Here is a 23,277-nt window from a genome sequence, read left to right as displayed (position 1 = left end):
CTGCCAACTCTCCTGAAGTGACGCTTATCTTAATGATTTACGTGACGCTGTAAAGCACTAATTTCAATTAAATCAATCAACTGGTGAAATATTCACCTTTTCGCAAGAATAATAATCATCTTGGTAAAAAATGGCCTACGTTCTCATTATTTAAAAACACTTTTAGCGTTAACCTACTATAAATGCACGTAAAACATAAATCGAAGTTTTTTAAAAGCGATTGAAGTTCTCACTCAAAAATTCTCATTAGGTGTTCTATGCACATCGACAGTTCATGATGCCAAAATGATAATGTTCGTTTAGCTTTGAACAATATCGTTTTGCGTAGATTTCACTCTTGGCTATAGCCATATACTAGAGCGAGTAAATTGAGCCTATAAAAAAACCCGCAACAATGTGCGGGTTTTTCGTATTTGGCGGAGAGTGAGGGATTCGAACCCCCGGTGGGTTTGACCCCACGTCTGATTTCAAGTCAGGTGCATTAAACCGGGCTCTGCCAACTCTCCTGAAGTGCTGCGTATCTTAATGATTTATGTGGGACTGTAAAGCACTAATTTTAACATTTTTACTCAAACGACCAATTGATAATCAAAGTGTTCAAAATTTAATTGCTCTCGCTTAACGCAGGCGTTATTCAATCAGGTGTTGCACTGACGCTGCAATGTGAAGCACTGTCAATCACACCACACAAACATGCTTGCAGGTTTGGTTAGAAGCGTTAAAGACAGAGCTTTATCAGCTGCTCTATTATTAACACCATAACAAACATGGAGAGGAAGAAGGTGCTCTTCTCTAGGATGGGCGTATCGCGCATCCGGCGCGCTGTACCATTCAACAAGACGAGCTTTGCGTTCATTCTCGCTGTAGGCACTGGTCTGCATAGTTGTCTGAAGCCAGTTATTAAAGCGCGTTGCTTTTCGCATTGCATCATCGGAGCTATCAAAAAAGCCCTGCATATTGTGAAAAGAAGACCCCGAGCCCAATACTAAAATATTCACTTCGTTCTTTGCATCACTATTTACAGGCTCTATCCCGAGTTCAATAGCTTTCCTAATTGCCTCCCCCAATAACACATGCTTTTCCGAATTCAAATCAGACGTGATGGATAGTTGAATACAAGGCACATCGGCACTGGGGTACATAATACTTAGGGGAATGAACATTCCATGATCGAAACCGCGTGCCCTATCCTCCCGTGCAGCAATGCCTTGTTCTGCGAAACGCTTTAGTAATAAAGTTGCGAGTGCGACTTCTCCTTTGGTTGGATATTCAAGGGAATACGCCTCTTTAGGGAAGCCATAATAGTCATAAATCAAGGAAGGTTCTGGGTTAGTAGTTACACAGACTTCAGTATCTTCCCAATGGGCACTAATCACTATGACTGCATCAGGTTTGGGTAAATCTGTTGATAATGCTTTGAGCGCTTCAATCATTTCAATGTGATAGGCAGGCGTTCTCGCCTCTCCTACTGACTGCATTTCAAGAAGTGGAAGCGGCCCTCCACCATGAGAAATATAAGCGGTGTTAATTCGCACAGACGGGCGAGTTTGCGTTCGCTGTTGCATAAGACCATACCTTGTTAGATGTAGAGAATACCATTCCTGCATTTCCACGCTTCGTTAGGAAACTTGCCAGCGTCTTATGAGTAGGCAATGATGTATGCGGATTGATATAAGGGCTCCATAGCCATTGAAACCGGCGCATTTAGGCCGGTTTCGTTAGTCGTCGAAATCTCACAACCGCTATTAATTCAGCTTGTGACTAATAAGAGAGTCGATTGAAAATTTACCGCCACCTTGAATAGCTAGCGCACCGGTTGCAGCAAGTAGCGTGAGTGCAAACTCGTAACCGTTGTTAGTCATAAATAAACCGTTTGCTGCATGTACACTAAAAATCGCAATCACCATTGTGAATGCACTTACTAAAGCGGCTGGGCGTGTTAGAAAACCTATAATAAGCGCTAGCCCGCCAAAAAACTCAGCGCTGCCGGCCAGCAATGCCATTAAAAAGCCTGGCGCTAAACCAATGCTTTCCATCCACTGACCTGTTCCTTCTAATCCATAACCACCAAACCACGCAAAAAGCTTTTGTGCGCCGTGTGCAGTAAGAATAATGCCCACAGGCACACGTAAAACCAAACTAGAAATACTGCTGTTAGAAGTAAAAATGTTTTTCAGAAATTGCTTGTTCATTGTTGAATCCTCAAAGTCTCTCGTAATTGAAAGTGTCATATCTAAAAAGTGATGAACGCTCCGCCTGACTTCATTGAGTTGGCACAGCGCTAACCTGATGCACATACAATAGTTACCAACACCTATTGAATAAAGCGGTTGAATATTGAATGATTACCAACATTTTGTTGTTTATAGAGACGAATGGCTAAACGATGGATAAATTATCGCTACTGAAAACCTTCTGCGTGGTTGCGAATGAAGGCAGTTTTACAAAAGCTGCAGAAAAGCTAGACACGTCAAACCAACTCGTAAGCAAGTATGTTGCCGAATTAGAGAAGCAACTTGATACGCGTTTATTCAATCGCACTACAAGAAAAATTCACCTAACCGAGGCTGGTCAGCAGTGTTTGCAACATGCAAATCATATTCTTGAAAGCGTAACCGATATGGAAAGTCAGCTTGGGTTGCTCAATACAGAAGCAAAGGGAGTTTTGCACGTAAGTGCCCCTGTCTCTTTCTCAACATTACATTTAGCGAGTGCACTCAGTGCGTTTCAACAAACACACCCTCACGTATCGATAAACTTGCAGCTAAACGATAGAAAGATTGATGTGATAGACGAAGGCTTTGACGTAGCAATACGTGCAGGTCACCTAGCTAACTCGTCGCTGGTGGCCAAGAAAATCACAACGATAAAGCTGGCCCTGTGCGCTTCACCAGCCTACCTGGAAAAATATGGCACACCGCAACATCCAGCTGAATTAAAACCTGAACACTATCTAGAGTACTCCTACGTCAACTATGATAACGATAAATCAGCGCTTATTGCGGCGCTCAAAGCAAATGCCCAGACTGTGACGCCTAAGCTAACCGCCAATAATGGAGAAGTCCTAACCAATGTAGCAAAGCAGGGTGAAGGTTATGTACTTCAACCTACCTTCATTGCCGGTGAAGCGCTCAAAAACGGGGAACTCGTGTCCATACTGGACGATTTCGTACCGCAACCTATCTCTTTGTATGCGGTCTATCCTCATCGTAAGCTCATTTCTAATAAGCTAAGGGTTTTCATTGACTTTTTATCAAGCTATTTTGAAAGTACGCCCTACTGGGACAAGTAAATCGCGGTACGCGTAACGCTTAATTTATGTGGTAAAAACGTAACTTCAGTGGATGAGGGATATCAGCATATTAAATTAAATAAAAACGGCGTGGAGAAACACCTCCGACGCCGTTCGCGTAATAGCCTATCTGGTTTCAGTAACTTAAACTCTAAAAGAGTAACCTTACCCTAAAGCCCTCATCACATTCTGAAGGTTTCCATAATCGCGGGCACCCCCGGGAACATACCAATTAGTGCCATAACGGTACATAACACCAAAAACGTAATTCCTGGAATTAGCCAACGCCCTGCTTTGCCGAGCTCTCCAGCTCTATCTTTGCACCCAACGAGCCCCAAATTATCCAAAAGCATGGTAAAAGACCATCCGAATACCGGATTAACTAATACAGATGAGATCACTACCAATGCGGCAGACTGGGTTGTTTTACCTTCACGCGTCATTTGCATACCGGCTTCCATAAGCGGCAGAAAGACCCCAACAATAAGCGCTACGCAAAGCACTGGCGGCCAAATTGCTAAATCCATGGGGTAACCCCAAAGTGCCGCTACAACGCATAAAAAGCCAGTCACTAATGCTCCACCGGGTATGGGTCTGCGCGCGATTGAAGCCGGGATAATGTAGGTCCCCCACGAAGATGAGATATTACCCCCTCCCAGAAGGCTTCCCACTGCCTGACGACTAGATGCAGCAATCATGGTGTCATCTATATTCATGTGCGCTCGTTCACTTTTTTTAGGGTAGCTAAGCTTTTGGAAAACTTGATGGCCTAAGAAATCTGGCGACCACATAGACACAGCCAGCACAGCAAAAGGCAGCACAGCAATGAAATGCGACCAATCTGGCAGGCCTAGTTTCCAACCTGTGTCTCCCCCCCACCAATAAGCAGGGTTCAAGTTAGGCATACCCGGCGACGTTGTGAACTCAAATGGCGCACCGAAGGAAAACGCAATGACTGCCGCCATCACCGCACCAAGCGGAATGGCTAGCCAGCGCTTTTGAATATGCTCTAACCATGCATACATTAAAATAGTGGCAATGATCACCACGAAGGCTAAGTAAGCCATATCGAAGCTTTCTGCCCACGCAAAGAGTTTCTTCACCTGCCCTGTAATGCCAATAAACCCTAAGTACAACAGCAGCCCACCGCATACACCGTTACTGGTTAGCCTGGCTAGCACACTGCCGCCCTTCGTTATTCCTAAAATAAAACCAAATAGTCCAATGAGTAGACCGAGCGCCATGGGATGGCCGCCAGATGCAACAATAAGGGGTACCAAGGGCAGTAAGGGGCCGTGTGTACCTGCTAAATTAGCTGACGGGTTCAGAAAACCTGAAATCAGAACAACGAACAAGACTGCTGCAATGAGTAATTCAAAGCGCACGTTTTCAACAACAAACTCAGGAGATAGCCCTAGCGGTGCTGCGAATGCACCTACTACGGCGGCAACCATAACGATTTTTCCTATGGTCGCCGCCATGCCTGGCACAAAGTCTTCCCACTCAACGCGGTAGTCTTTACCAGGCAGGTTCAACCGCCAACGTTTTGGAGAAAGTATTTGAAGTTCGTGATTTAAATATTCGTCTCTTGATTTAAAACTACTGCTCGGTTTGTGAAGATTTTGATAAGAAGAACTTTCTTGTGACACATAACACCTTTAGATTGCGCGGAAGAAAAGCGCAAGCCTAAACATGTGAACGGAATGTAACAATGCGACTGTGGTCTTATACGAAAGTCTAACGTGGTAGACGGGCATAAAAAAAACCCGCAACAATGTGCGGGTTTTCATAATATGGCGGAGAGTGAGGGATTCGAACCCCCGGTGGGTTTGACCCCACGTCTGATTTCAAGTCAGGTGCATTAAACCGGGCTCTGCCAACTCTCCTGAAGTGCTGCGTATCTTAATGATATTTTTATGACTGTAAAGCGAAAAATTAAAAAAGTTGTCTAAGTGCCGAGATTTCAATCAAATAGACTGTTTAGCACGTACAAGAGATGTTTTTATATTCACCTGACACCATTTTCATCTGAAACTACTTGAAAATGGGAACTAAAACCCATACAACATACACTAAATAATTGTGAACCATTTTGGTCATATCATAAGTCCTATTGGAGGAAACAATGGATCAACGTTCGATGTATTCAAGTGCATCTCAACCATCGGTATTGCAGACGAACAAGGTTCTACGCAACACCTATATGCTGCTTGCGATGACACTGGCGTTTAGTGCAGTTTGTGCTGGTATAGCAATGGCAGTAGGCATTTCTCCTATGATGTCTCTTGTTATGACTATCGGCGCTTTTATAACTCTTTTTGTAGTTCAGAAAAAAGCTGATTCAGCATCTGGCATCTACTGGGTGTTTGCATTCACAGGTTTAATGGGTGCTTCACTAGGTTACACGCTTAATTTCTATTTAGGCGTTGCTGGTCCAGGGCTAATCATGGAAGCATTAGGTGCAACAGCCCTCGTGTTTTTCGCGCTATCTGGCTACGCCCTAACCACTAAGAAAGACTTCTCATTTATGGGCGGTTTCTTGGTAGTAGGTTTAGTGGTTGTGCTTGTGGCGGCAATTGCGAACATCTTTTTCGCAGTTCCAGCGGTAAGCTTAGCAATCAGTGCAGCGATTGTGTTTATTATGTCAGGTTTCATCTTGTTCGATACTAGCCGTATCATTCACGGTGGTGAAACAAACTACATTCGTGCAACAGTTTCGCTATACTTGAACATATACAACTTGTTCACGTCTATCCTTCACCTTTTAGGTGCGTTTGGTGGCGACGATTAAAACAGCGTTAAAGGTTTAAAGAGAAACACCCCTTAACCGGGGTGTTTTTATTTGTATGGCAGAATATTCAGTACTTATCACATCATCACCTTTTCAAGGTGACACGGCTTTGCGCGCCCTTGCGTTTGTGCAAGGCGCCATAGATAACGGCGACGTAGTTAACAACGTTTTCTTTTACAGCGAAGGTGTACACCACACCAATAACTTAATGCTAAAGACGGGCGACGAGCTGTTCGCATTTGATGGTTGGAAGGCTCTAGCGACTGAGCACAATGTGAAATTACTTGTATGCATTACCGCCGCCGTTAAGCGAGGTATTGTTAGTGAATTAGAGGCGAAAGAGAATGGGTTGTCTCAGGCCAACTTATCCGCGCCTTTCGAGCAAGCTGGCTTGGGCGAATTCTTCACTGCGCTCCACGATTGCAACAGGTTGGTACAATTCTAATGGCGCAACTACTTATTAGGTTTACGCAAAGCCCTTTTTCCAATGCTAAAAGCCAAGACGGTTTAGATTTTGCGCTTGCTGCAACAAACTATGGGCACGAAGTTAAAGTGCTTTTTGAAAGCCAAGGTGTACTGCAGCTTGTTAAGGCAGCGTCTACCAAAGGATTAAAAAATCACACCAAACGTTTAGCTAGCATGCCGTTTTTCGATATCGAAGAATGCTTTGTGTGTAAAGCAAGTGCAGATACATACGACATTGATCAGGTTCTTTCTAATAACAGTTTAGTTGATGAGTTAGACTGTGAGTGGATAACCCCAGAAGAAAAGGTCACGCTTATCCAAAGCGTAGATCATGTGGTGACATTCTAATGCTTATTACTATTTCAACGCCAAATTTGAGCACTGAATACAAACAGCTTATTGAAGCCACTTTTGAGCAATCGACTTCTACTTATATTGTATTTGTTGGTGATGGCGTTTATGCCCCTGCATTAAACACCGCGTTTTTTGAGCAGCTGGCCAATACGGTAAAAAGCACGGTAGAGAGCACGGCAAAAGACAAACCAACGCTAAACCTGTCGTTCTTGAGTACAGATGCGGATACCAGGGGCGCAAATCTTCCCGAACATTTTAATCCAATTTCACACAAAGAACTTGCTGCAATATCAGCAAAAAATCAGCACTGGATACCCCTTTCATGACACAAGAAACCTATAGCTTCAATTATAAAGGGCAAGCGATCCCTACAGACAAAGCCGGGTATTTACTCGACTATACCCTTTGGGAAGAAGATATGGTTGAGTTGCTGGCGCAAGAAGAAAATATTGAGTTAACCGAAGCCCACTGGGAAGTGGTGCGCTTCGTACGCGCATTCTATGAAGAGTACGAAACCAGCCCAGCAATTCGTGCTTTGGTGAAAGCTATGGCCAATAAGTTTGGGCCAGAAAAAGGGAATAGCCGCTACCTGCAGCGACTCTTTAAAAAAGGCCCGGCTAAGCAAGCCACCAAACTGGCAGGATTACCTAAACCTGCGAAATGCTTGTAAAGTCGATTACGCATTGTATTTAAAGCGCTAGCGCCCCTCTGCTAGCCTTTTTCCCTTTCGCATATTCCTTGAGATTACTTACTCGTGATATCGCAGTATCGATTGTTGTGTATCGACGGGCTTAACCCCACCTACTAGCCTTCTACTAAAAGCACTCGTTAAGTTGCTGCTCGGGTTGAAGCTATTCGAGGTAACTATAAGAAGCGCCACCCTATTGTTATCTTTCTTGGCTTTGGTGTTGATATTGCAACACCTCTTTTACATTAGCGTTTTAACTGAGGTTTTAGGCACATTTTTCATACTCGTCTTTCACCGAACACCATAAACGTGAATGTTTTACATAAATGGACATAGGAGGCTGTATGACAGTTCAGAAACACTACGTAATTGTGGCCAACCACGACAACGCCACAGCTTACACCTATATCAATCACGGAAGTGCGCTTGTTGAAGTAAAGAAATGGCACAATGAGTTTAGTGGTGCGAGTGACCAAGACATTTATACAGATAAACCCGGCAGACAATCGGCTCCCGCTTCGCAAGTACCAGGCGTTGATAGCATGAATCGAAAAGATGCCGCTGAACTCGAAGATGAACGATTTGCCAGTGACATTGCTGACTGGCTGGATGGCGAGCGTAAACGAGGTGCGCTAGGCTCAATAGATATTATTAGCGGGCCAGGGTTTCTTGGCAAATTGAGAAATGGAATGTCATCTCAATGTTCAGATGTGGTCGATAAAGAAGTGAAAAAGAATGTTTTAGGTGCGGACGAGGAAACCTTGCTTTCTTACCTTAAATAAAGCGTTATTTAGCACAGAGGTTGTCACAGGCGGCTGTTGTTATAGCCGCCTTTATTTTGCTCTCTTGCTAGTTTAAATTAATCGTTTTCGTCAGCCTTTAATATATTGACTTCCCCCATTGCTTGAGCGCTTTTAAACGTTTTTACTCGCGTTACTTCAAGGTCGGTATAAATGCGAGGGTTATTCAAAATATACTCTACCTCATTATTCAACGAGCCATGTTTGTCAGTGGTTAACCATGCATTAATAGCGTGACTATCGTGAGGAAGAAAGCATGGAATAGATTTTTCATGATACTGGCAAAAGCCATCTATGGGCGGACGTGTCACCACCGCACAGGAAAACAACCCATTACTAAACCGCCGGTATACCGCGCCAATAAGTAAGGCGCCGCTTTGGGGCTTCATTAAATAATGTGATTTTCCTTTTCCAAGTGGGTTTGACTCGCCTACTGCCGTTGCTACAACTATAGCCCGCCGTTCACGAATAAACTTTCCCCAATAAGGGCTATCTAAGTTTCGGGCGTTAAATGTTGTTCTGTTCCCAACCTCTAGCGTGTTGCCAACAGGCTTAGCATCAAACCACCATGTCGCATCTATTGTGCTATCACTAGATACGATTATATTGGTTATTTGCCGTTCAGCTGCTTTTCCAAATGCGGGATAAAAGTTAATGACATTGCTTGTGGAAGATTCGTTGACAAAAAGCGGTATCGTTTGTGTGAGACCCACTTCTTCAAGTAGCGCGATAACGTCTGGTGAGTCAGTAATACGCTGTATAAATCCGCACATAAACAATATCCATCAGTAATATACAAAAAATCCGATACGAATACTCATATCGGATTTCATATTATTACTGGCGAAAATGATTCGCCACTTCAAAGTGGGTTAATTGCTTGCTTTAATAACTTCCTGTCCAGCCATATAAGGCACAAGCGCCTTAGGAATGGTAACGCTACCGTCTGCTTGCTGATTATTCTCTAAAATCGCTACAAGCGTGCGCCCTACCGCTAAGCCAGAACCGTTCAATGTGTGAAGCAGTTCAGTTTTATTCGTCTCTGGGTTACGGAATCTAGCCTGCATGCGTCGTGCTTGGAAGTCCAACATGTTTGAACATGAAGAAATTTCACGGTAAGTATTCTGTGCAGGTAGCCATACTTCAAGATCGTAGGTTTTACATGCACCAAAGCCCATGTCACCGGTACATAACAGCACTTTACGGTAAGGCAATTCTAGCTTTTGAAGAATAACTTCAGCATGGCCTGTAAGTGCTTCTAGCGCGTCAAAGCTCTCTTCTGGCTTAACCAGTTGTACAAGCTCGACTTTATCGAACTGATGCTGACGAATAAGGCCACGGGTATCACGACCGTACGAACCAGCTTCTGAGCGGAAGCAAGGCGTGTGCGCAGTCATTTTCACAGGCAGCGTTTTCGCATCTAATATTTCATCCCTTGCAATATTAGTTAGCGGAACTTCCGCCGTTGGAATTAGGCTAAGCCCCTGTCCCTCTTCAGTTGCTGGCTTGGTGTGAAATAGGTCCTCACCAAATTTAGGCAACTGGCCCGTGCCGTATAAACTGTCGGCATTAACCAAATAAGGCACGTACATTTCTTGGTAACCATGTTCTTGGGTATGGGTATCAAGCATGAACTGAGCTAAGGCACGGTTTAGGCGAGCAATATCGCCGCGCATCACTACGAAACGGCTTCCAGTAAGCTTACTTGCCGTTGCGAAATCAAGGCCATTGTTTAAGCCTTCAGCCACATCAACATGGTCTTTAACTTCAAAATCAAACGTTCGAGGCTCACCCCAACGGGAAATTTCCACGTTATCGTTTTCGTTCTCACCCTCAGGAACAGATTCATGAGGCAAGTTAGGAATGCCTTGAGTAAGGGTATTTATTTCTTCCAGCAGTTCGCTAAGTTCCGCTTTAGCGGCATCAAGCTCGTCACCCAGTTTTCCCACTTCAGCTAAAAGCGGTGCGATGTCTTCACCCTGCGCTTTTGCTTTACCAATGGACTTACTTCGTACGTTACGCTCGTTTTGCAGATCCTGTGTTCTGGACTGAAGTGTTTTTCTTTTTTCTTCAAGCGAACTGAAAGCTGCTACGTCGAGGTTAAAACCACGGGCAGCTAATCGCTTAGCTGTTTGTTCTATATCGCTTCGCAAACACTTTGGATCTAACATGTGTTTCTAATTATCCTTTCATTAATTGAATGGCTAGCCAACCTGCTACTAGGCAAGCGCCAACGTTAAGAAATACATTTGCTGCGGCTTTAAGCCACAACCCGTTTTCTAATAAAGTTAAGGTTTCAACGGAAAATGTTGAGAATGTGGTAAAGGCACCTAATAGGCCTACACCAATGAGCGCACGGTAAGGCGAGTCGCTTAACTCGTGACGTTCAATAATACCGTACAGTAACGCGAGTGCGAACGACCCAACCACATTCACCGTTAGTGTACCAAACGGCATGTGTTTTCCAAATAAGGAATCTACACTTGTAGTAACAAAATAACGTAAACAGGCACCAGTTGCCCCGCCAGCGGCAATAAAACAATACAAAGCTAACCCTTGAGGCACGAAAAACTCCCTAGCGCGTTCTTTTTAGTAACTAATCCATGGTCTTTGAATTAGTAGAGGTGTATCTGTGCAACTTTACCTTTTATTGTTACTTCTCGCATTAAGTGAATCGAGAAATTCACGTTTTGCTTTTAAGGATTTTTCTAAACCACGCTCATTGGGCCTGTATAGGCGAGTACCAGTAAGGTTCTCAGGAAAGTAAGATTCACCCGCTGCGAAAGCATTCGGCTCGTTGTGGGCATAGCGATAACCATCGCCGTGGCCTAGCTCTTTCATCAGCGAGGTAGGCGCATTACGCAAATGCATGGGTACCGGCGCATCTGAGGTCTTGCGCGCCAGTGCTTTAGCTTCGTTAAATGCCATATAAACGGCGTTACTTTTTGCAGCTAACGCGCAATATACCGCAGCTTGCGCAATAGCGCGTTCACCCTCTGCGGGCCCTACACGGTGAAAGGTGTCCCAGGCATTGATACATAGCTGCATAGCCCTTGGGTCGGCGTTGCCAATATCTTCCGACGCGATAGCTAGAAGACGTCTTCCCACATATAGCGCGTCACCACCGCCATCGAGAATTCTTGCATACCAGTAAAGAGCTGCATCTGGATCTGAGCCTCTTACGGATTTATGAAACGCTGAAATGAGGTCGTAGAAGGTATCGCCTTTATTATCATAACTAGCTACTTTCTCGCCTACCGCATGTTCAATATCGCTGACGGTTATTTCGTTTTCTCCGGTGAAGTCCGCAGCTAGTTCCAAATACGTAAGAAGACGGCGGGCATCGCCACCGCTCAAATCTATAAGGGCGTTTCTTGCTATTTCATCAATGCCAAGAGCTCTGTCGCCAAGGCCTTTTTCGCTATCGCTCAGCGCTCTATCGACTAATTCAGATAACGCATGTTGTTCAAGTGTTTTTAGCACGTAAACACGGACTCGAGATAAAAGCGCTTTATTTAATTCAAATGAGGGGTTTTCTGTCGTTGCACCAATAAAGGTAACCACACCTGATTCAACAAATGGCAAAAACGCATCTTGCTGGCTCTTATTGAACCTGTGAACTTCATCTACAAAAAGCAGTGTTCGCTGATTGTAGCGGGCGTTTTCTTCTGCCGCGTCCATAGCGGCCCTGATGTCTTTCACCCCAGATGTTACGGCCGAAATACGCAAAACAGATGCATTAGTATACTGAGCGATAAGCTCCGCAAGAGTAGTTTTTCCGGTACCCGGCGGCCCCCACAAAATCATAGAATGACAGTGCCCTGCCTCTAACATTTTACGAAGAGGCTTACCTTCGCCAAGTAAATGGTCTTGACCGCTGTACTGCTCTATGGTAACCGGGCGCATTCGCGCCGCCAGCGGCGCGAACTCTTGATTAACGCTGGTCATCAACTATGAAGCTATCTGGAATATCAACCGAGAAGGTGTCGGCCGGCACAGGAAAGCGAGTCTCAATATTATTGAACACTAACGTGCTGATTTGCTGTTGTGCATCGAGCATATTAAGCGAAGCGAGCTCGTTGTCTTGATTGAAGGTTAAAGTAAGCGTGAGAATTTGACCGCCTTCTTCTTTTGGTGTGATTTGATAACTTTGCAAGGCATTATCGTTATTGATGCCACTTGCCAAATTGTTGGTAGATACACCACTGTTCACTTGACTGATAGAAAACTTCGACCAGATTGCTTCATCTGTCGATGTAAGCAAAACGATAGGGTTATCCTTAATCGCATTATCTTGAGAAAGCACCGTCACCTGCTCTACAAAGGTATCCACATTCCAAACCGCTTCGCCATCGGCAACCAACAAAGTTTCATCAGGAAATGTAGTTTCCCAGCGAAGCTTATTGGGGCGGGTCATGGTCAGCGTGCCTTGTGCTTCGTGAACGACATTTTGCTGTGCATCGACTACTGTTTGCGCAAAACTTGCGCGAAACTGCTTCATATTGCTTAACAAAGCCTGCAGTGACGTACTCGCAGAATCATTGATAAGCGATGAAGTTTTAGGCTGACTAGTGTTTACTGTGGCATTAGCCTGAATAGCGTCATGAGCACTGACAACCTCGTGAGCATTGTTCTTGCCTATATTTGAACCTGTACTACCTAATTCTACCGCAGCATTAGCAGCATTCATTGCCGTACCTGCCGTTACCAATGCACTCACAAAATAAACCGAAACTGCTTTATTCATTTATTCAATCCATTCGTTAATCTTTGTGGGGCGGCGGTGCAAGCACCTCACGGTTTCCGTTATGCCCCTGTGCACTTACGACACCGCTCATTTCCATTTGTTCAACTAAGCGTGCTGCACGGTTGTAACCAATTCTAAATTTACGCTGTACACTCGAGACACTCGCGCGACGGGTTTCGGTAACGAACGCGACAGCCTCGTCGTAGAATGCGTCGAATTCTTGGTCTTCACCCTCAGGCTGCTCACCTGGCAGTAAGACTTCTGCCGTTGCCTCGCCATTCAGGATCTCATCTATGTACTCTGGCTCACCACGCTTCTGCCAATCTGCCACTACCGCATGCACTTCGTGATCGTCTACAAACGCACCGTGAACACGAGTAGGTACTGGGCTTCCAGGTGGTAGGTAAAGCATGTCCCCCATACCTAACAAGGTTTCTGCACCCTGTTGGTCAAGAATGGTCCTTGAGTCTATTTTACTGGAAACCTGGAATGCACAGCGGGTTGGAATATTCGCTTTAATCAAACCTGTAATTACATCGACAGAAGGGCGCTGGGTAGCAAGAATAAGGTGGATTCCTGCCGCACGGGCTTTCTGTGCGATACGTGCAATAAGCTCTTCTACTTTTTTGCCCACAATCATCATCATGTCGGCGAATTCATCGACCACAACCACAATAGCTGGAAGCTTGGCTAAGTCTGGTGCCTCAGCATCCATACTTTCTTCGTTCTTCCAAAGGGGATCTTTTATTGGTGTGCCGTTAGCAATGGCTTCTTCCACTTTCGCGTTGTAACCTTTGAGGTTACGCACACCAAGGGCGCTCATTAGACGATAACGACGCTCCATTTCTCCTACGCACCAACGAAGCGCATTGGCCGCTTCTTTCATGTCAGTAACTACTTCAGCAAGTAAATGAGGTATGCCCTCATAAACCGAAAGTTCAAGCATTTTGGGGTCAATCATGATCATGCGAACGTCTTCAGGCGTGCTCTTATAGAGCAAACTCAAGATCATCACATTCACACCCACAGATTTACCTGACCCTGTAGTACCCGCTACCAAAAGGTGCGGCATCTTGGCTAAATCGACCACGACTGGCTGACCTGATATGTCTGCACCCAACACCATGGTTAATGGCGACTTGTTTGATTGGAACGTATCGCAGCTAATTACTTCACTCAAACGCACCATTTCACGTTTTTTATTTGGCAGTTCTAAACCAATTACTGACTTACCCGGAATAACCTCAACTACACGAACTGAAATAGCTGACATTGCACGTGCTAAGTCTTTTGATAACCCTGTAATTTTGCTCACTTTAACGCCAGGCGCTAGGTCTAGTTCAAAACGCGTAATTACTGGTCCTGGGTACACACCTACTACAGTGGCTTCAATATTGAAATCAGCGAGCTTTTCTTCGACAAGGCGAGAAATACCTTCAATCTCTTCCGGCGTAAGCGGGTTTTCATGTTTGTCGGCGCGTTCAAGCAAATCAAACGACGGCATAGGAGGCAAGTCAGGGTCAATTTGCCCTGCTCTTGCTTTTAATGGCTTAGCACCAAGTGCTGCGGGGGTAAATGCCTGAGTTGCGCCTTGAACTTCACCTTGCGTGTGCGTTGGTTGCGTATCAGCAGCAGACGCTGAAGGCTGGCTATCGTCCGCTGAGAAAGCCGTGTTATTTGTCGACGCTACTGGCTTACTTCCTGTTTCGTAAGGCAGGTCTTCATCAAACTCCTCTAAATCGTCAAAATTGATATGCGGGCTTTGTTGATGCTGCTGATTATGTTCATATTGGGCGCTTTCACTGGAAGAATGTGTTGGCTCCTCTTGACCGGATTTGCCCAAACCTACTTTATCTTTAAAACCACCCGTAACCACTTCGCGCATGCCCGACAGAGAAAAAGCCGACTTCTTGGTTTCACTATCATTGTCAACTGACGCGGTATCATTTTCCTCTTCACCAGCTTCATGATTCGACGTATTTTGAACAGATTCGTCTCTGTTATAGGTATAAAATGGCGGTTCATCTTCGACTTCGTCGATACCGAAGTTAGGTTCACTGCGAGACGGAGTAGCCTTGTGCGTTTGCTGTGGCTCAATCTGTGGAGAAGACGCCAAGGGCTCTGCCCGCATACTGGTAATATCCAACTCCGCGCCGTCAGAACTTTCTCGGCTGGAAGACTTATTGGCTAACGCCAAACGCGGCATTTCAAGTGCTAACAAACTTTGAGGTGCTGACAGGCTCTTACGACCCAACCATAGTGTCCCTTCCCCTAATCTATCGATAATGGTCAGCCAGCTAATACCAGTTAACAGAGTAAAACCGGTACAGAAAAAGCAAAGCAACAATAGGATCGTTCCAGCGGTATTAAAATAAGGTATAAGCGCCGAACTAATGACGTCACCGACAAAACCGCCTGCTGAAAAATTGTAAATATCGTCAAAATTTATACTGGCGATGCCCGTAGCACCAAGAGCCATTAACAGCCCACCGATAATTCTTAATCCAATAGTGAGGTAATCGAACTCATCAAGTTCTTTGATGTGTTGAAATAAGAACCAGCCTAAGAAGGCGGAACCGAACGGAAGTAGATAGGCGAGAAAGCCAAATGAAAACAGCAGCAGATCTGCCACCCACGCACCTGTTGCCCCTACCCAATTGTGTATGTCTAATTGTAAACCAGCCTGACTCCAGCCTGGGTCGCCTGGATGAAAAGATACTAGTGCCAGCAATAAGAAGAAGGCGAAAACACAGGCGATAATCATGCCTGCTTCCCACACTCGCTGAACCCCTGTTAATCGCGCCATAACCCTAAAAAACCTTAAAATTCTATCGCATGAAGTCATATAGACAATCGGTATTAGCCTATACGCAGCACTTTTGCGCTAAACGCAGCAAAGAGCTTAGCGAACTCTTTGCAATCCCTACATAATTATTAATTATTTAATTTTCGGTAAGCAGCTGAACATAATAATGAAAGTATGAATTACTCCCCTACCCCACATTTGTGAAACACAACAATTCCTTCGCTGCGCACAAACACTGTATTTTTGCACAGCCTACCACAAAAATACGCTATTGAGCCACGCTTTCATTACTTCAAATTAATGCGCAGCGACGATGTGCTTTTTACTTCTTCCATTACAACGTATGTCCGCGACTCACTTACGCCCGGTAAACGTAATAAGGTATCACCAAGCAATTTTCGGTAGCTACTCATATCGGCAACACGCGCTTTTAATAAAAAGTCGAAATCTCCAGACACTAAGTGGCACTCTTGTATATCGTCATGCAATTTTACCGCAGCAGAAAATTCTGCAAAGATATCTACCGATGTTTTCGTTAACGTTATCTCTACGAAGACGAGCATGGCTGCGCCGAGCTTTTCTGGGTCAACGACAGCATGATATCCTTTTATATAGCCCTGAGCCTCCAGCCTCTTAACTCTCTCAAGACAAGGGCTGGGGCTTAATCCCACTTCTTTAGCAAGTTCGACGTTTGATATACGCCCGTTTTTCTGTAACTGTACCAGGATATTCCTGTCTATTCGGTCTAGGTGTTTTGGTGTCTTTACCAGCATATAAAATATCTTAAAAGCATCTTTTATGAGAATTATATGCTACAAATACCCATTCTTCAGCAGATAGTTCTTTTTTTTATCACGTATACTCCGCAAATATGTTCACATGCTTCAAAGCCGAACACTATTTATCAAAAGTTCAACCAGAGCCGCTTAGAAGCTCACTATAAGATTGAGGACTATACATGTTAGTTGGTGTACCAAAAGAAATTAAGAACCACGAATACCGTGTTGGCTTGACGCCAGCGGCTGTAAAAGAGTTTGTTAGCCACGGTCATAGCGTTTTAGTAGAAACTAACGCAGGTGACGCAATAGGTTTCACTAACGAAATGTATGTCGAAGCAGGGGCAGCCATTGCATCAACGGCTGAACAAGTGTTTGCTGAAGCTGAAATGATTGTAAAAGTAAAAGAGCCTCAGCCTAACGAATGTAAAATGCTTCGTAAAGGTCAGACCCTTTACACTTACCTTCACCTAGCGCCTGATCCTACACAAACTAAGCTACTTGTTGAGTCGGGTGCTACGTGTATTGCTTATGAAACAGTAACCGATGACCGTGGTGGCCTTCCACTACTTGCGCCAATGAGTGAAGTAGCAGGCCGTATGTCTGTTCAAGCAGGTGCGCATTACCTTGAAAAAGCGCACGGTGGCAGCGGTACACTACTTGGCGGCGTCCCAGGCGTAGCGCCAGGCAAGGTATTAGTTATTGGTGGTGGTGTTGTAGGCACTAACGCTGCGAAAATGGCACTAGGCCTTGGTGCTGATGTTACTATTCTCGACCGCTCGCTTCCTCGTCTTCGCCAGCTCGACGATATCTTTAACGGACAAGTAAAAACGGTTTACTCAACCGTTGACGCTATCGAGCACTACTCTTCAAAAGCTGACCTTGTTGTTGGTGCGGTACTAATTCCTGGTGCAGCAGCTCCGAAGCTTCTTACTCGCGAACAAATTAAAGCCATGAAGCCTGGTTCAGTGCTTGTTGATGTTGCTATCGACCAAGGCGGATGCTTTGAAACCTCTAAAGCGACCACACACCAAGACCCTGTTTACACTGTTGATGACGTGGTTCACTACTGTGTTGCAAACATGCCTGGGGGCGTTGCGCGTACTTCTACAATGGCACTAAACAACGCTACATTGCCATTTGGTTTAGCACTAGCGAACAAAGGCCCAGCGAAAGCTATGCTAGAAGACAAGCACTTGCTTAACGGCCTAAACGTGCACGAAGGTAAGGTAACTTACAAAGCCGTTGTTGACGCACTAGGTGAAGAACTAGGTCTAACCTATACACCAGCTGAAGTAGCGCTTAAAGGCGAATAATTTCTTAAGATTATTCTCGGGTGGGGCTGTGGCCATATCCTTGAATAAAAATATCGGAATAAAAAAGCTCGGTATGTGAACATCACATCCGAGCTTTTTTGTATCTGAACCCTTAATAACCGGCTATACAGAAGATTTCTGATGTAGTGCTAACCGTTTATTGATTCGTTTACAGCTTTTAATACAGCAATGGGGTCTTCTGCTTTAGTGATAGGTCGCCCCATAACCAAATAACTCACGCCCGCTTTCATTGCGTCAGGTGGCGTCATAACGCGTTTTTGATCACCAGCGTCAGCGCCTACTGGGCGAATACCAGGCGTAACTAACAGAAAGTCGTCGCTGTGTTTTTCGCGTAATGCGCTGGCTTCCTGCGCAGAACATACAATGCCATCTAATCCGGCTTTTTCTGTTAACGCTGCCAAGCGCAGTACTTGTTGCTCTGGTGTTACGCCGCTTACCACATCAGCCAGTTGCGCTTCGTCCATGCTGGTAAGTACGGTAACCGCAATAAGTTTAGTTTGAGGGTTGCTGCTTGTTGCAATCGCCTCTTTAGCCGCTTGCATCATGGGTAAACCGCCTGACGCATGTACATTTACCATCCACACACCGAGCTCTGCCGCTGCTTTACACGCTTTCGCTACAGTATTTGGAATGTCGTGGAATTTAAGGTCCAAGAAAACGTCAAAGCCTTTAGCTACTAGCGCTTTTACGAATTCCGGTCCAAATAAGGTGAACATCTCCTTGCCCACTTTTAGCTTGCATAAGCTTGAATCTAATTTATCAACAAACGCCAATGCAGTGTCTTTATTGTCATAGTCTAATGCAACAATAACGCGTGGGTCATGCATGTTCTTTTATTCTCCGTCTAGCCCTTTAATGGGTTTTACTACGCCCCACTTTTTACAGCTAGGGCATAACCAATATAATTTTCGACCGGAAAAGCCACAGCTGCCACAGCGATATTTAGGCCGCTGTAACATTTGCTTTTCCACCAATTCTTTAAGTAAGCGTAAGCTATCAGCCGTGGTTTTATCTGAAAGCTGATCTATATAAAGCCCCATGAGGGTTTTAAAACCGCGCATAGTTGGGCGCTTGCGAAGTTGCTCAAGTAAGTACTCTGCCGCCTGTGCTGTCTCTCCGCGCTTCATTAGTACATCGACCATAGCCAAATAAGACGTGGCGCACTCTTGCCAGTGTGCCTCCAAGTTTTTCTGAAAGCTGTCCCAGTCATCCGTCTCTTCAGCAATTTTTTCAAGGCTCGGCACCGCTTCGCTGAACCAATTGATGTCGCGTTCGGCCACTTGTGTAAAGTACGCGTTGGCATCGGTAAAGCGTTTTTGATCAAGCGCTATATCACCTAACATAAGCCACGGCCTAACCGCGTGTTCGTCGGCGTTTACTGCTTTTTGTAATAAGGTCAATGCCGCACCTTGGCTATCGTTCTTCAACTCAACCGATGCCTGTTCACAATAAAAATGTGCTAAGCGTTCGCACAGATCATCATTGTCACCATGACACTGCACCATCCGCTCGGCCAATTCTATGGCTCTTTCCCACTCTTTCGTGGTCTGGTAGATACTGAAAAGTTGCTGTTGAGCTACAAGGTAGTGTTTATCGCTGTTAAGCAGTTGAAGAAAGGCATTTTCCGCACGCTCTAGAAAGCCTGCTTGCGTATAATCGTGGCCAAGTTCCCGAAGCGCATTTTCTCGCTGGGCGGGCTGGAGTTCGTCACGACTCACTAAATTTTGATGAACTTTGATCGCGCGGTCTATTTCTCCGCGATGACGGAAAAAACTGCCCATTGCAATATGAGTTTCCACCGTATCGCTGTTTACGTTAATCATTTTAATTAGCGTATCAACAGCTTTATCAGGTTGGTCTGAAAGTAAAAAATTCAGGCCTTTGTAATAATGCTTAGATAGGATACTTGACTGTTTTCGCTGCGCTTGACGGACACTATTTCGGCCCATTATCCAACCGTACCCTGCCGCAACAGGTAAAAGGAGAAACAGCAGTTCGAGCATTAGTGTTCTTGTTCCAAACTCTGTATTTTAGATTGCGCAGACATTAACTGAACACGTAACTTTAGCCAACTCATTAACATGATCAAAATGCCGATCCCCAAGCCTATTGAAAGTGTAATCGCTATCAATGTCGATAGACGAAGATTCGCCTGAGCAATTAGATAATTAACTGTTACTTGTGCTTCATTTTGAGAGCCAATCACAAATGCGATGGCAAGTAGCACCAAGATGATGAGAAACGCTAGGATCCCTTTCAACACTCAACCCTTTTTAATTGATTTATTTACAAGAATAGCAAAATGCGAAAAGAGATAACACTAAAAGCGTATGGGAAATTTAAGCAGCGCCTTCACTTTCCAGTTCATGGCGCTGAGGTTTTGCTATGAGGTTGTCCACCACTAAATCGTGGTGGAGCGCAGACATATTCGTGATGAAGATGCAGTGAGTGTAACCTGCTTGCATAGTTTCAAGCTTATCGTACATGGCTTTGTCTAACTTCGATAACTGTGCAAGTCTCTTTTTGGTTAATGGCGTGATTGCGCCGTGGCAGCGTATTGCCGTAACGTCGGTTGCACTAAGCTGGATTTTTTCTTCATCTAACTGGGTTTTGATTTGCATACGTAGCTTAGAGAACAAAAAATCACGTTCTTTTATATATACAAGACGGTTGTCGCTCTTTCTTACACAATGCACCACCAAGGCTTGTTCAGAGGTTTCCTTAAACATGGCTTCTAAAATTTGTGACTTGGGCTTAGCCTGCCCTTTGTCTGCAAAAAAGCCGTGCAGGGGGATGATATTTTGGGTCCGAGAAAACGGATAAAGGTCGTCAGATGCGTCACTTTGATAGACTGTTTTCAGCCTGTCTAACGTAAAGCGGTTCATCACACATAGTACCGATAAAGACGGCATATGCCTAACCGCCAACTCCCAGATGAAACGATGTGTTGAACGCTGAATACGAGCAATATCTCTTACTTTAAAATAGGCGGTATTTTCTTCAACCATGTGATCGACACTAGAACTCACTTTCGCCTTGCGCGTATCTTCTACAAGACACAACCTTACAACGCCCGTATCAGCCTGGTAATGTACGACCTTGTATTTTTCGCCTTTAATTTTCAGTTCAGGCACAGATACGCGAATTTCTTTCTGCAGGTCGCTATGGGGCGCAACCTTCAACTTCATACCGCTTGCACTTAAATCGGCAACTCGAGCATCAAGGGAGGTAAGCAAGCCCACTTTAATAGAAGCGGGCTTATCTATAACATAACGCGTCTCACTACGCCTATCTAAATCTTCCTCCATGACAAAGTCGATACGCCAGTTATTACCGCTGGCTTTCAATGTTTTAGACAACGGCTTGAAATCGCATTTAGCAGAAAGCGTCAAATTTGTAAGATAAGCAGACACGTCTTTACAGTACAACACGTGCGAGATCTGCGCTAATTGTTCAAATTCCTTACTAGCAATATCGTGAATCGCAAAGGCTTTTTGTTTATCTTCGCGGGTTACACTATCGAGTCGACAGTGAGTACAAATGAAGTCACCACCCTTAGCTAGCAAATACACAAGCGCATTAAGTTGTTTGAGCGCAAGGAGCTGCCTATGCGTTGCGGTTATCTGAACGTTGCCATTTTTGGTTTTGATGTTGCCGTGAAATACATAAGCTTCATTGTACTTTCGCAACTCATCAACTAACGTTTCGAATATAGGCTTATCTTGCAGGCTTGCCAGCAGCTTGCCCGCATCGTTGTGTTCAACATTAGCTTTGGTAAAAAGAGCGATGATAGGTTTGAGCGACTTTTTCTCTGGCGCGAGAAATACCGGCATCCACGGGCTATTTTCGAGTATTCGGTCGCGCTCTAGTTCTTGCATGGCGCGTTCTATTTCCAAATCTCGCTGCAGCGGTTGCTTATAGGCAGTAACCGCTACGTAACGTTTAAGTGTTGCTAAGAACCCCTTATCGACGTCATCTAAAAAATTAAACGACGTTTCATATTTCCCTAAATGTTTATTGTATTTTACAGACTCTAATTCAAGGGTAATTTCAGTGGGTTCTTTGGTTAACCCTTTAACTTCAGGAATGGTAAACGTGATGATGTCGCCGGTGGATGCATTAGGTGGCCTTTTCGTCTCTAAACTAATGCCTTTATGTGACATAGAGCTGATTGAGCAATGGCGACCTTTTTCGAACTCGGGGGAAGTTATAGTAAAGTTTGGTCGGATAGCAATGTCATCGCCAAAATCTATATCTGTAAACGATTGGCTTTCAACATTAAAAGCATCGACAATTTTTTTGAATTGTTCTTTTTTTATTTGGTTTTGGTAGAAGTCTGAGTTCATTACCGACTCAAACACACCTACGGTGTACCTGTCTTGATAGAGCGATGTTTCGTTTTTGAGGATCTGCGCGCCAACTTTATCGAGGCGCATCTGAACACCGAAGTGCTTGAACTTCATAACAGGAAATTGGGCGAAGGCAGAATTATCGGCGGGAGCGTCGGTTAACGATGTTAATCGAACGACCTCTTCTTTCACGACTTTTCGGACACTACTAGGCAAACGCTTCGAAAACTTGTTAATTCCCTCTAACAACCTGTTTTGTTGTTCATATGGAATTAACGCGCGAATGAGCGGCTGGTACTGTTTTATTATTGCTTGTTCATCGCCGGCTGACATTACTTCTACGTATACCGTTTATTATTATTCGAATAATATATAACCCTACTTTAGTCGGGGTCAATAGGTATTAAAAATTAAACAAAAGTATCTCAGGGCATTCGTTAATTTAAGCTAGGCAGAGAGTTAAATGAAAGGCTAATTGTGATAATACTTTCCATCAGACACAAAAAAGCCGCTTTTCAGCGGCTTTTAAAATACATTATGCGATTGAGGCGTCTACCCTTTCGCGAAGCTCTTTACCAGGCTTGAAGTGCGGTACATATTTACCGTCAAGTTTCACCGTCTCACCCGTTTTTGGGTTTCTACCAACGCGTGGTGCGCGATAGTGAAGAGAGAAACTTCCGAAACCTCTAATTTCAATACGCTCGCCCTTTTGAAGCGTTTGCGCCATCTGCTCTAGAAGTTCTTTAATTGCCAGTTCGAGTTCCTTCGCCGGAATGTGACGCGCTTGATCCGCGAGCCGTTCAATTAATTCAGACTTGGTCATGCTTAACCTCATTGTCAATATTATTGTTTAAACAGCTATCGCGAATTGG

Annotated in this window: 23 protein-coding genes and 2 tRNA genes; 8 read left to right on the top strand and 17 right to left on the bottom strand. The window is 44.6% G+C overall.

Going from position 1 to position 23,277, the window contains the following annotated elements; all coding sequences use genetic code 11:
* Window positions 1–414: 414 nt before the first annotated feature.
* The 3 genes from RJ41_RS11780 to RJ41_RS11770 form a co-directional block, all read right to left on the bottom strand.
* A tRNA-Ser gene (locus RJ41_RS11780) sits at window positions 415–506 on the bottom strand.
* Between the two features lie 168 nt (window positions 507–674).
* Entirely contained in the window at window positions 675–1,565 is an 891-nt protein-coding gene (locus RJ41_RS11775; protein ID WP_039220894.1) for a DODA-type extradiol aromatic ring-opening family dioxygenase, read from the bottom strand.
* 180 nt (window positions 1,566–1,745) lie between these two features.
* Entirely contained in the window at window positions 1,746–2,192 is a 447-nt protein-coding gene (locus tag RJ41_RS11770; protein ID WP_039220892.1) for a DoxX family protein, read from the bottom strand.
* 194 nt (window positions 2,193–2,386) lie between these two features.
* On the opposite strand from RJ41_RS11770, the gene RJ41_RS11765 reads away from it, so the two are divergent.
* Window positions 2,387–3,292 (top strand): LysR family transcriptional regulator, encoded by a 906-nt coding sequence (locus RJ41_RS11765; protein ID WP_039220890.1) that lies wholly within the window; start codon window positions 2,387–2,389, stop codon window positions 3,290–3,292.
* Between the two features lie 182 nt (window positions 3,293–3,474).
* Here RJ41_RS11765 and RJ41_RS11760 read toward each other — a convergent pair whose 3' ends face one another.
* The gene (locus RJ41_RS11760) at window positions 3,475–4,941 is read right to left on the bottom strand and encodes a DUF3360 family protein (RefSeq protein ID WP_039220887.1); all 1,467 of its coding nucleotides are present in this window, start codon (window positions 4,939–4,941) and stop codon (window positions 3,475–3,477) included.
* 145 nt (window positions 4,942–5,086) lie between these two features.
* Window positions 5,087–5,178 (bottom strand) — tRNA-Ser (locus RJ41_RS11755).
* A gap of 239 nt (window positions 5,179–5,417) precedes the next feature.
* Between RJ41_RS11755 and RJ41_RS11750 the strand changes: the two genes are divergently transcribed.
* The 6 genes from RJ41_RS11750 to RJ41_RS11725 all read left to right on the top strand — a co-directional run bounded on the left by RJ41_RS11750 (window position 5,418) and on the right by RJ41_RS11725 (window position 8,372).
* Window positions 5,418–6,083 (top strand): Bax inhibitor-1/YccA family protein, encoded by a 666-nt coding sequence (locus RJ41_RS11750; RefSeq protein ID WP_014949619.1) that lies wholly within the window; start codon window positions 5,418–5,420, stop codon window positions 6,081–6,083.
* A gap of 55 nt (window positions 6,084–6,138) precedes the next feature.
* Complete coding sequence (gene tusD, locus RJ41_RS11745; RefSeq protein WP_039220883.1) at window positions 6,139–6,528, top strand: sulfurtransferase complex subunit TusD; 390 nt, start codon at window positions 6,139–6,141, stop codon at window positions 6,526–6,528.
* Window positions 6,528–6,896 carry a DsrE family protein gene (locus RJ41_RS11740; RefSeq protein WP_039220880.1) on the top strand — a complete coding sequence of 123 codons (369 nt, stop codon included), beginning with the start codon at window positions 6,528–6,530 and terminating at the stop codon, window positions 6,894–6,896. The genes tusD and RJ41_RS11740 overlap by 1 nt, the downstream gene beginning before the upstream one ends.
* Window positions 6,896–7,228, top strand: coding sequence for a hypothetical protein (locus tag RJ41_RS11735; RefSeq protein ID WP_039220877.1), 333 nt, complete (start codon window positions 6,896–6,898; stop codon window positions 7,226–7,228). Before RJ41_RS11740 ends, RJ41_RS11735 begins: the two co-directional genes overlap by 1 nt.
* Window positions 7,225–7,572 (top strand): TusE/DsrC/DsvC family sulfur relay protein, encoded by a 348-nt coding sequence (locus RJ41_RS11730; protein ID WP_014949623.1) that lies wholly within the window; start codon window positions 7,225–7,227, stop codon window positions 7,570–7,572. Before RJ41_RS11735 ends, RJ41_RS11730 begins: the two co-directional genes overlap by 4 nt.
* Window positions 7,573–7,934: 362 nt before the next feature.
* A complete protein-coding gene (locus RJ41_RS11725; RefSeq protein WP_039220875.1) occupies window positions 7,935–8,372 on the top strand; it encodes a host attachment protein in 438 nt (145 codons plus the stop codon).
* 77 nt (window positions 8,373–8,449) lie between these two features.
* Here RJ41_RS11725 and RJ41_RS11720 read toward each other — a convergent pair whose 3' ends face one another.
* From RJ41_RS11720 to lrp, 7 genes are all read right to left on the bottom strand, one after another.
* Entirely contained in the window at window positions 8,450–9,163 is a 714-nt protein-coding gene (locus RJ41_RS11720) for an SOS response-associated peptidase family protein (RefSeq protein WP_039220873.1), read from the bottom strand.
* A gap of 99 nt (window positions 9,164–9,262) precedes the next feature.
* Entirely contained in the window at window positions 9,263–10,561 is a 1,299-nt protein-coding gene (serS, locus tag RJ41_RS11715) for a serine--tRNA ligase (protein WP_039220870.1), read from the bottom strand.
* Window positions 10,562–10,571: 10 nt separating this feature from the next.
* Entirely contained in the window at window positions 10,572–10,955 is a 384-nt protein-coding gene (gene crcB, locus RJ41_RS11710) for a fluoride efflux transporter CrcB (RefSeq protein ID WP_039220867.1), read from the bottom strand.
* 75 nt (window positions 10,956–11,030) lie between these two features.
* A complete protein-coding gene (locus tag RJ41_RS11705; protein WP_039220865.1) occupies window positions 11,031–12,338 on the bottom strand; it encodes a replication-associated recombination protein A in 1,308 nt (435 codons plus the stop codon).
* Window positions 12,325–13,137, bottom strand: coding sequence for an outer membrane lipoprotein periplasmic chaperone LolA (gene lolA, locus RJ41_RS11700; protein WP_039220863.1), 813 nt, complete (start codon window positions 13,135–13,137; stop codon window positions 12,325–12,327). The genes RJ41_RS11705 and lolA overlap by 14 nt, the downstream gene beginning before the upstream one ends.
* Before the next feature lie 16 nt (window positions 13,138–13,153).
* A complete protein-coding gene (locus tag RJ41_RS19560; RefSeq protein ID WP_039220861.1) occupies window positions 13,154–15,943 on the bottom strand; it encodes a DNA translocase FtsK in 2,790 nt (929 codons plus the stop codon).
* Between the two features lie 287 nt (window positions 15,944–16,230).
* Complete coding sequence (gene lrp, locus RJ41_RS11690) at window positions 16,231–16,716, bottom strand: leucine-responsive transcriptional regulator Lrp (RefSeq protein WP_039220858.1); 486 nt, start codon at window positions 16,714–16,716, stop codon at window positions 16,231–16,233.
* Between the two features lie 185 nt (window positions 16,717–16,901).
* Between lrp and ald the strand changes: the two genes are divergently transcribed.
* Entirely contained in the window at window positions 16,902–18,035 is a 1,134-nt protein-coding gene (ald, locus tag RJ41_RS11685; RefSeq protein WP_039220857.1) for an alanine dehydrogenase, read from the top strand.
* A 149-nt stretch (window positions 18,036–18,184) separates the two neighbouring features.
* Here the strand turns inward: ald and pyrF are convergent, their stop codons facing one another.
* From pyrF to ihfB, 5 genes are all read right to left on the bottom strand, one after another.
* Window positions 18,185–18,883 carry an orotidine-5'-phosphate decarboxylase gene (gene pyrF, locus RJ41_RS11680; RefSeq protein ID WP_039220856.1) on the bottom strand — a complete coding sequence of 233 codons (699 nt, stop codon included), beginning with the start codon at window positions 18,881–18,883 and terminating at the stop codon, window positions 18,185–18,187.
* A gap of 6 nt (window positions 18,884–18,889) precedes the next feature.
* A complete protein-coding gene (gene lapB / locus RJ41_RS11675) occupies window positions 18,890–20,059 on the bottom strand; it encodes a lipopolysaccharide assembly protein LapB (RefSeq protein ID WP_039220853.1) in 1,170 nt (389 codons plus the stop codon).
* A complete protein-coding gene (locus RJ41_RS11670; protein WP_240485789.1) occupies window positions 20,059–20,319 on the bottom strand; it encodes a LapA family protein in 261 nt (86 codons plus the stop codon). Before RJ41_RS11670 ends, lapB begins: the two co-directional genes overlap by 1 nt.
* Window positions 20,320–20,395: 76 nt before the next feature.
* On the bottom strand, window positions 20,396–22,738 hold the full coding sequence (locus RJ41_RS11665; RefSeq protein ID WP_039220851.1) for a PilZ domain-containing protein: 2,343 nt from the start codon (window positions 22,736–22,738) through the stop codon (window positions 20,396–20,398).
* 202 nt (window positions 22,739–22,940) lie between these two features.
* A complete protein-coding gene (ihfB, locus tag RJ41_RS11660; RefSeq protein ID WP_014949641.1) occupies window positions 22,941–23,228 on the bottom strand; it encodes an integration host factor subunit beta in 288 nt (95 codons plus the stop codon).
* Window positions 23,229–23,277 lie beyond the last annotated feature (49 nt).

The organism is Alteromonas marina (assembly GCF_000808575.1).
Classification (GTDB): Bacteria; Pseudomonadota; Gammaproteobacteria; order Enterobacterales; family Alteromonadaceae; genus Alteromonas; species Alteromonas marina_A.
This window is presented reverse-complemented; position numbering and strand designations above follow the sequence as displayed.

What these genes read in the sequence shown, in the direction of transcription:
- ihfB (WP_014949641.1), bottom strand. Translation starts at nt 23,228, where the DNA reads ATGACCAAGTCTGAATTAATTGAACGGCTCGCGGATCAAGCGCGTCAC.
- RJ41_RS11720 (WP_039220873.1), bottom strand. Translation starts at nt 9,163, where the DNA reads ATGTGCGGATTTATACAGCGTATTACTGACTCACCAGACGTTATCGCG.
- RJ41_RS11735 (WP_039220877.1), top strand. Translation starts at nt 6,896, where the DNA reads ATGCTTATTACTATTTCAACGCCAAATTTGAGCACTGAATACAAACAG.
- pyrF (WP_039220856.1), bottom strand. Translation starts at nt 18,883, where the DNA reads ATGCATGACCCACGCGTTATTGTTGCATTAGACTATGACAATAAAGAC.
- tusD (WP_039220883.1), top strand. Translation starts at nt 6,139, where the DNA reads ATGGCAGAATATTCAGTACTTATCACATCATCACCTTTTCAAGGTGAC.
- lrp (WP_039220858.1), bottom strand. Translation starts at nt 16,716, where the DNA reads ATGCTGGTAAAGACACCAAAACACCTAGACCGAATAGACAGGAATATC.
- lapB (WP_039220853.1), bottom strand. Translation starts at nt 20,059, where the DNA reads ATGCTCGAACTGCTGTTTCTCCTTTTACCTGTTGCGGCAGGGTACGGT.
- RJ41_RS11705 (WP_039220865.1), bottom strand. Translation starts at nt 12,338, where the DNA reads ATGACCAGCGTTAATCAAGAGTTCGCGCCGCTGGCGGCGCGAATGCGC.
- lolA (WP_039220863.1), bottom strand. Translation starts at nt 13,137, where the DNA reads ATGAATAAAGCAGTTTCGGTTTATTTTGTGAGTGCATTGGTAACGGCA.
- RJ41_RS11725 (WP_039220875.1), top strand. Translation starts at nt 7,935, where the DNA reads ATGACAGTTCAGAAACACTACGTAATTGTGGCCAACCACGACAACGCC.
- serS (WP_039220870.1), bottom strand. Translation starts at nt 10,561, where the DNA reads ATGTTAGATCCAAAGTGTTTGCGAAGCGATATAGAACAAACAGCTAAG.
- RJ41_RS11730 (WP_014949623.1), top strand. Translation starts at nt 7,225, where the DNA reads ATGACACAAGAAACCTATAGCTTCAATTATAAAGGGCAAGCGATCCCT.
- RJ41_RS11665 (WP_039220851.1), bottom strand. Translation starts at nt 22,738, where the DNA reads ATGTCAGCCGGCGATGAACAAGCAATAATAAAACAGTACCAGCCGCTC.
- RJ41_RS19560 (WP_039220861.1), bottom strand. Translation starts at nt 15,943, where the DNA reads ATGGCGCGATTAACAGGGGTTCAGCGAGTGTGGGAAGCAGGCATGATT.
- ald (WP_039220857.1), top strand. Translation starts at nt 16,902, where the DNA reads ATGTTAGTTGGTGTACCAAAAGAAATTAAGAACCACGAATACCGTGTT.
- RJ41_RS11750 (WP_014949619.1), top strand. Translation starts at nt 5,418, where the DNA reads ATGGATCAACGTTCGATGTATTCAAGTGCATCTCAACCATCGGTATTG.
- RJ41_RS11770 (WP_039220892.1), bottom strand. Translation starts at nt 2,192, where the DNA reads ATGAACAAGCAATTTCTGAAAAACATTTTTACTTCTAACAGCAGTATT.
- RJ41_RS11740 (WP_039220880.1), top strand. Translation starts at nt 6,528, where the DNA reads ATGGCGCAACTACTTATTAGGTTTACGCAAAGCCCTTTTTCCAATGCT.
- RJ41_RS11775 (WP_039220894.1), bottom strand. Translation starts at nt 1,565, where the DNA reads ATGCAACAGCGAACGCAAACTCGCCCGTCTGTGCGAATTAACACCGCT.
- RJ41_RS11765 (WP_039220890.1), top strand. Translation starts at nt 2,387, where the DNA reads ATGGATAAATTATCGCTACTGAAAACCTTCTGCGTGGTTGCGAATGAA.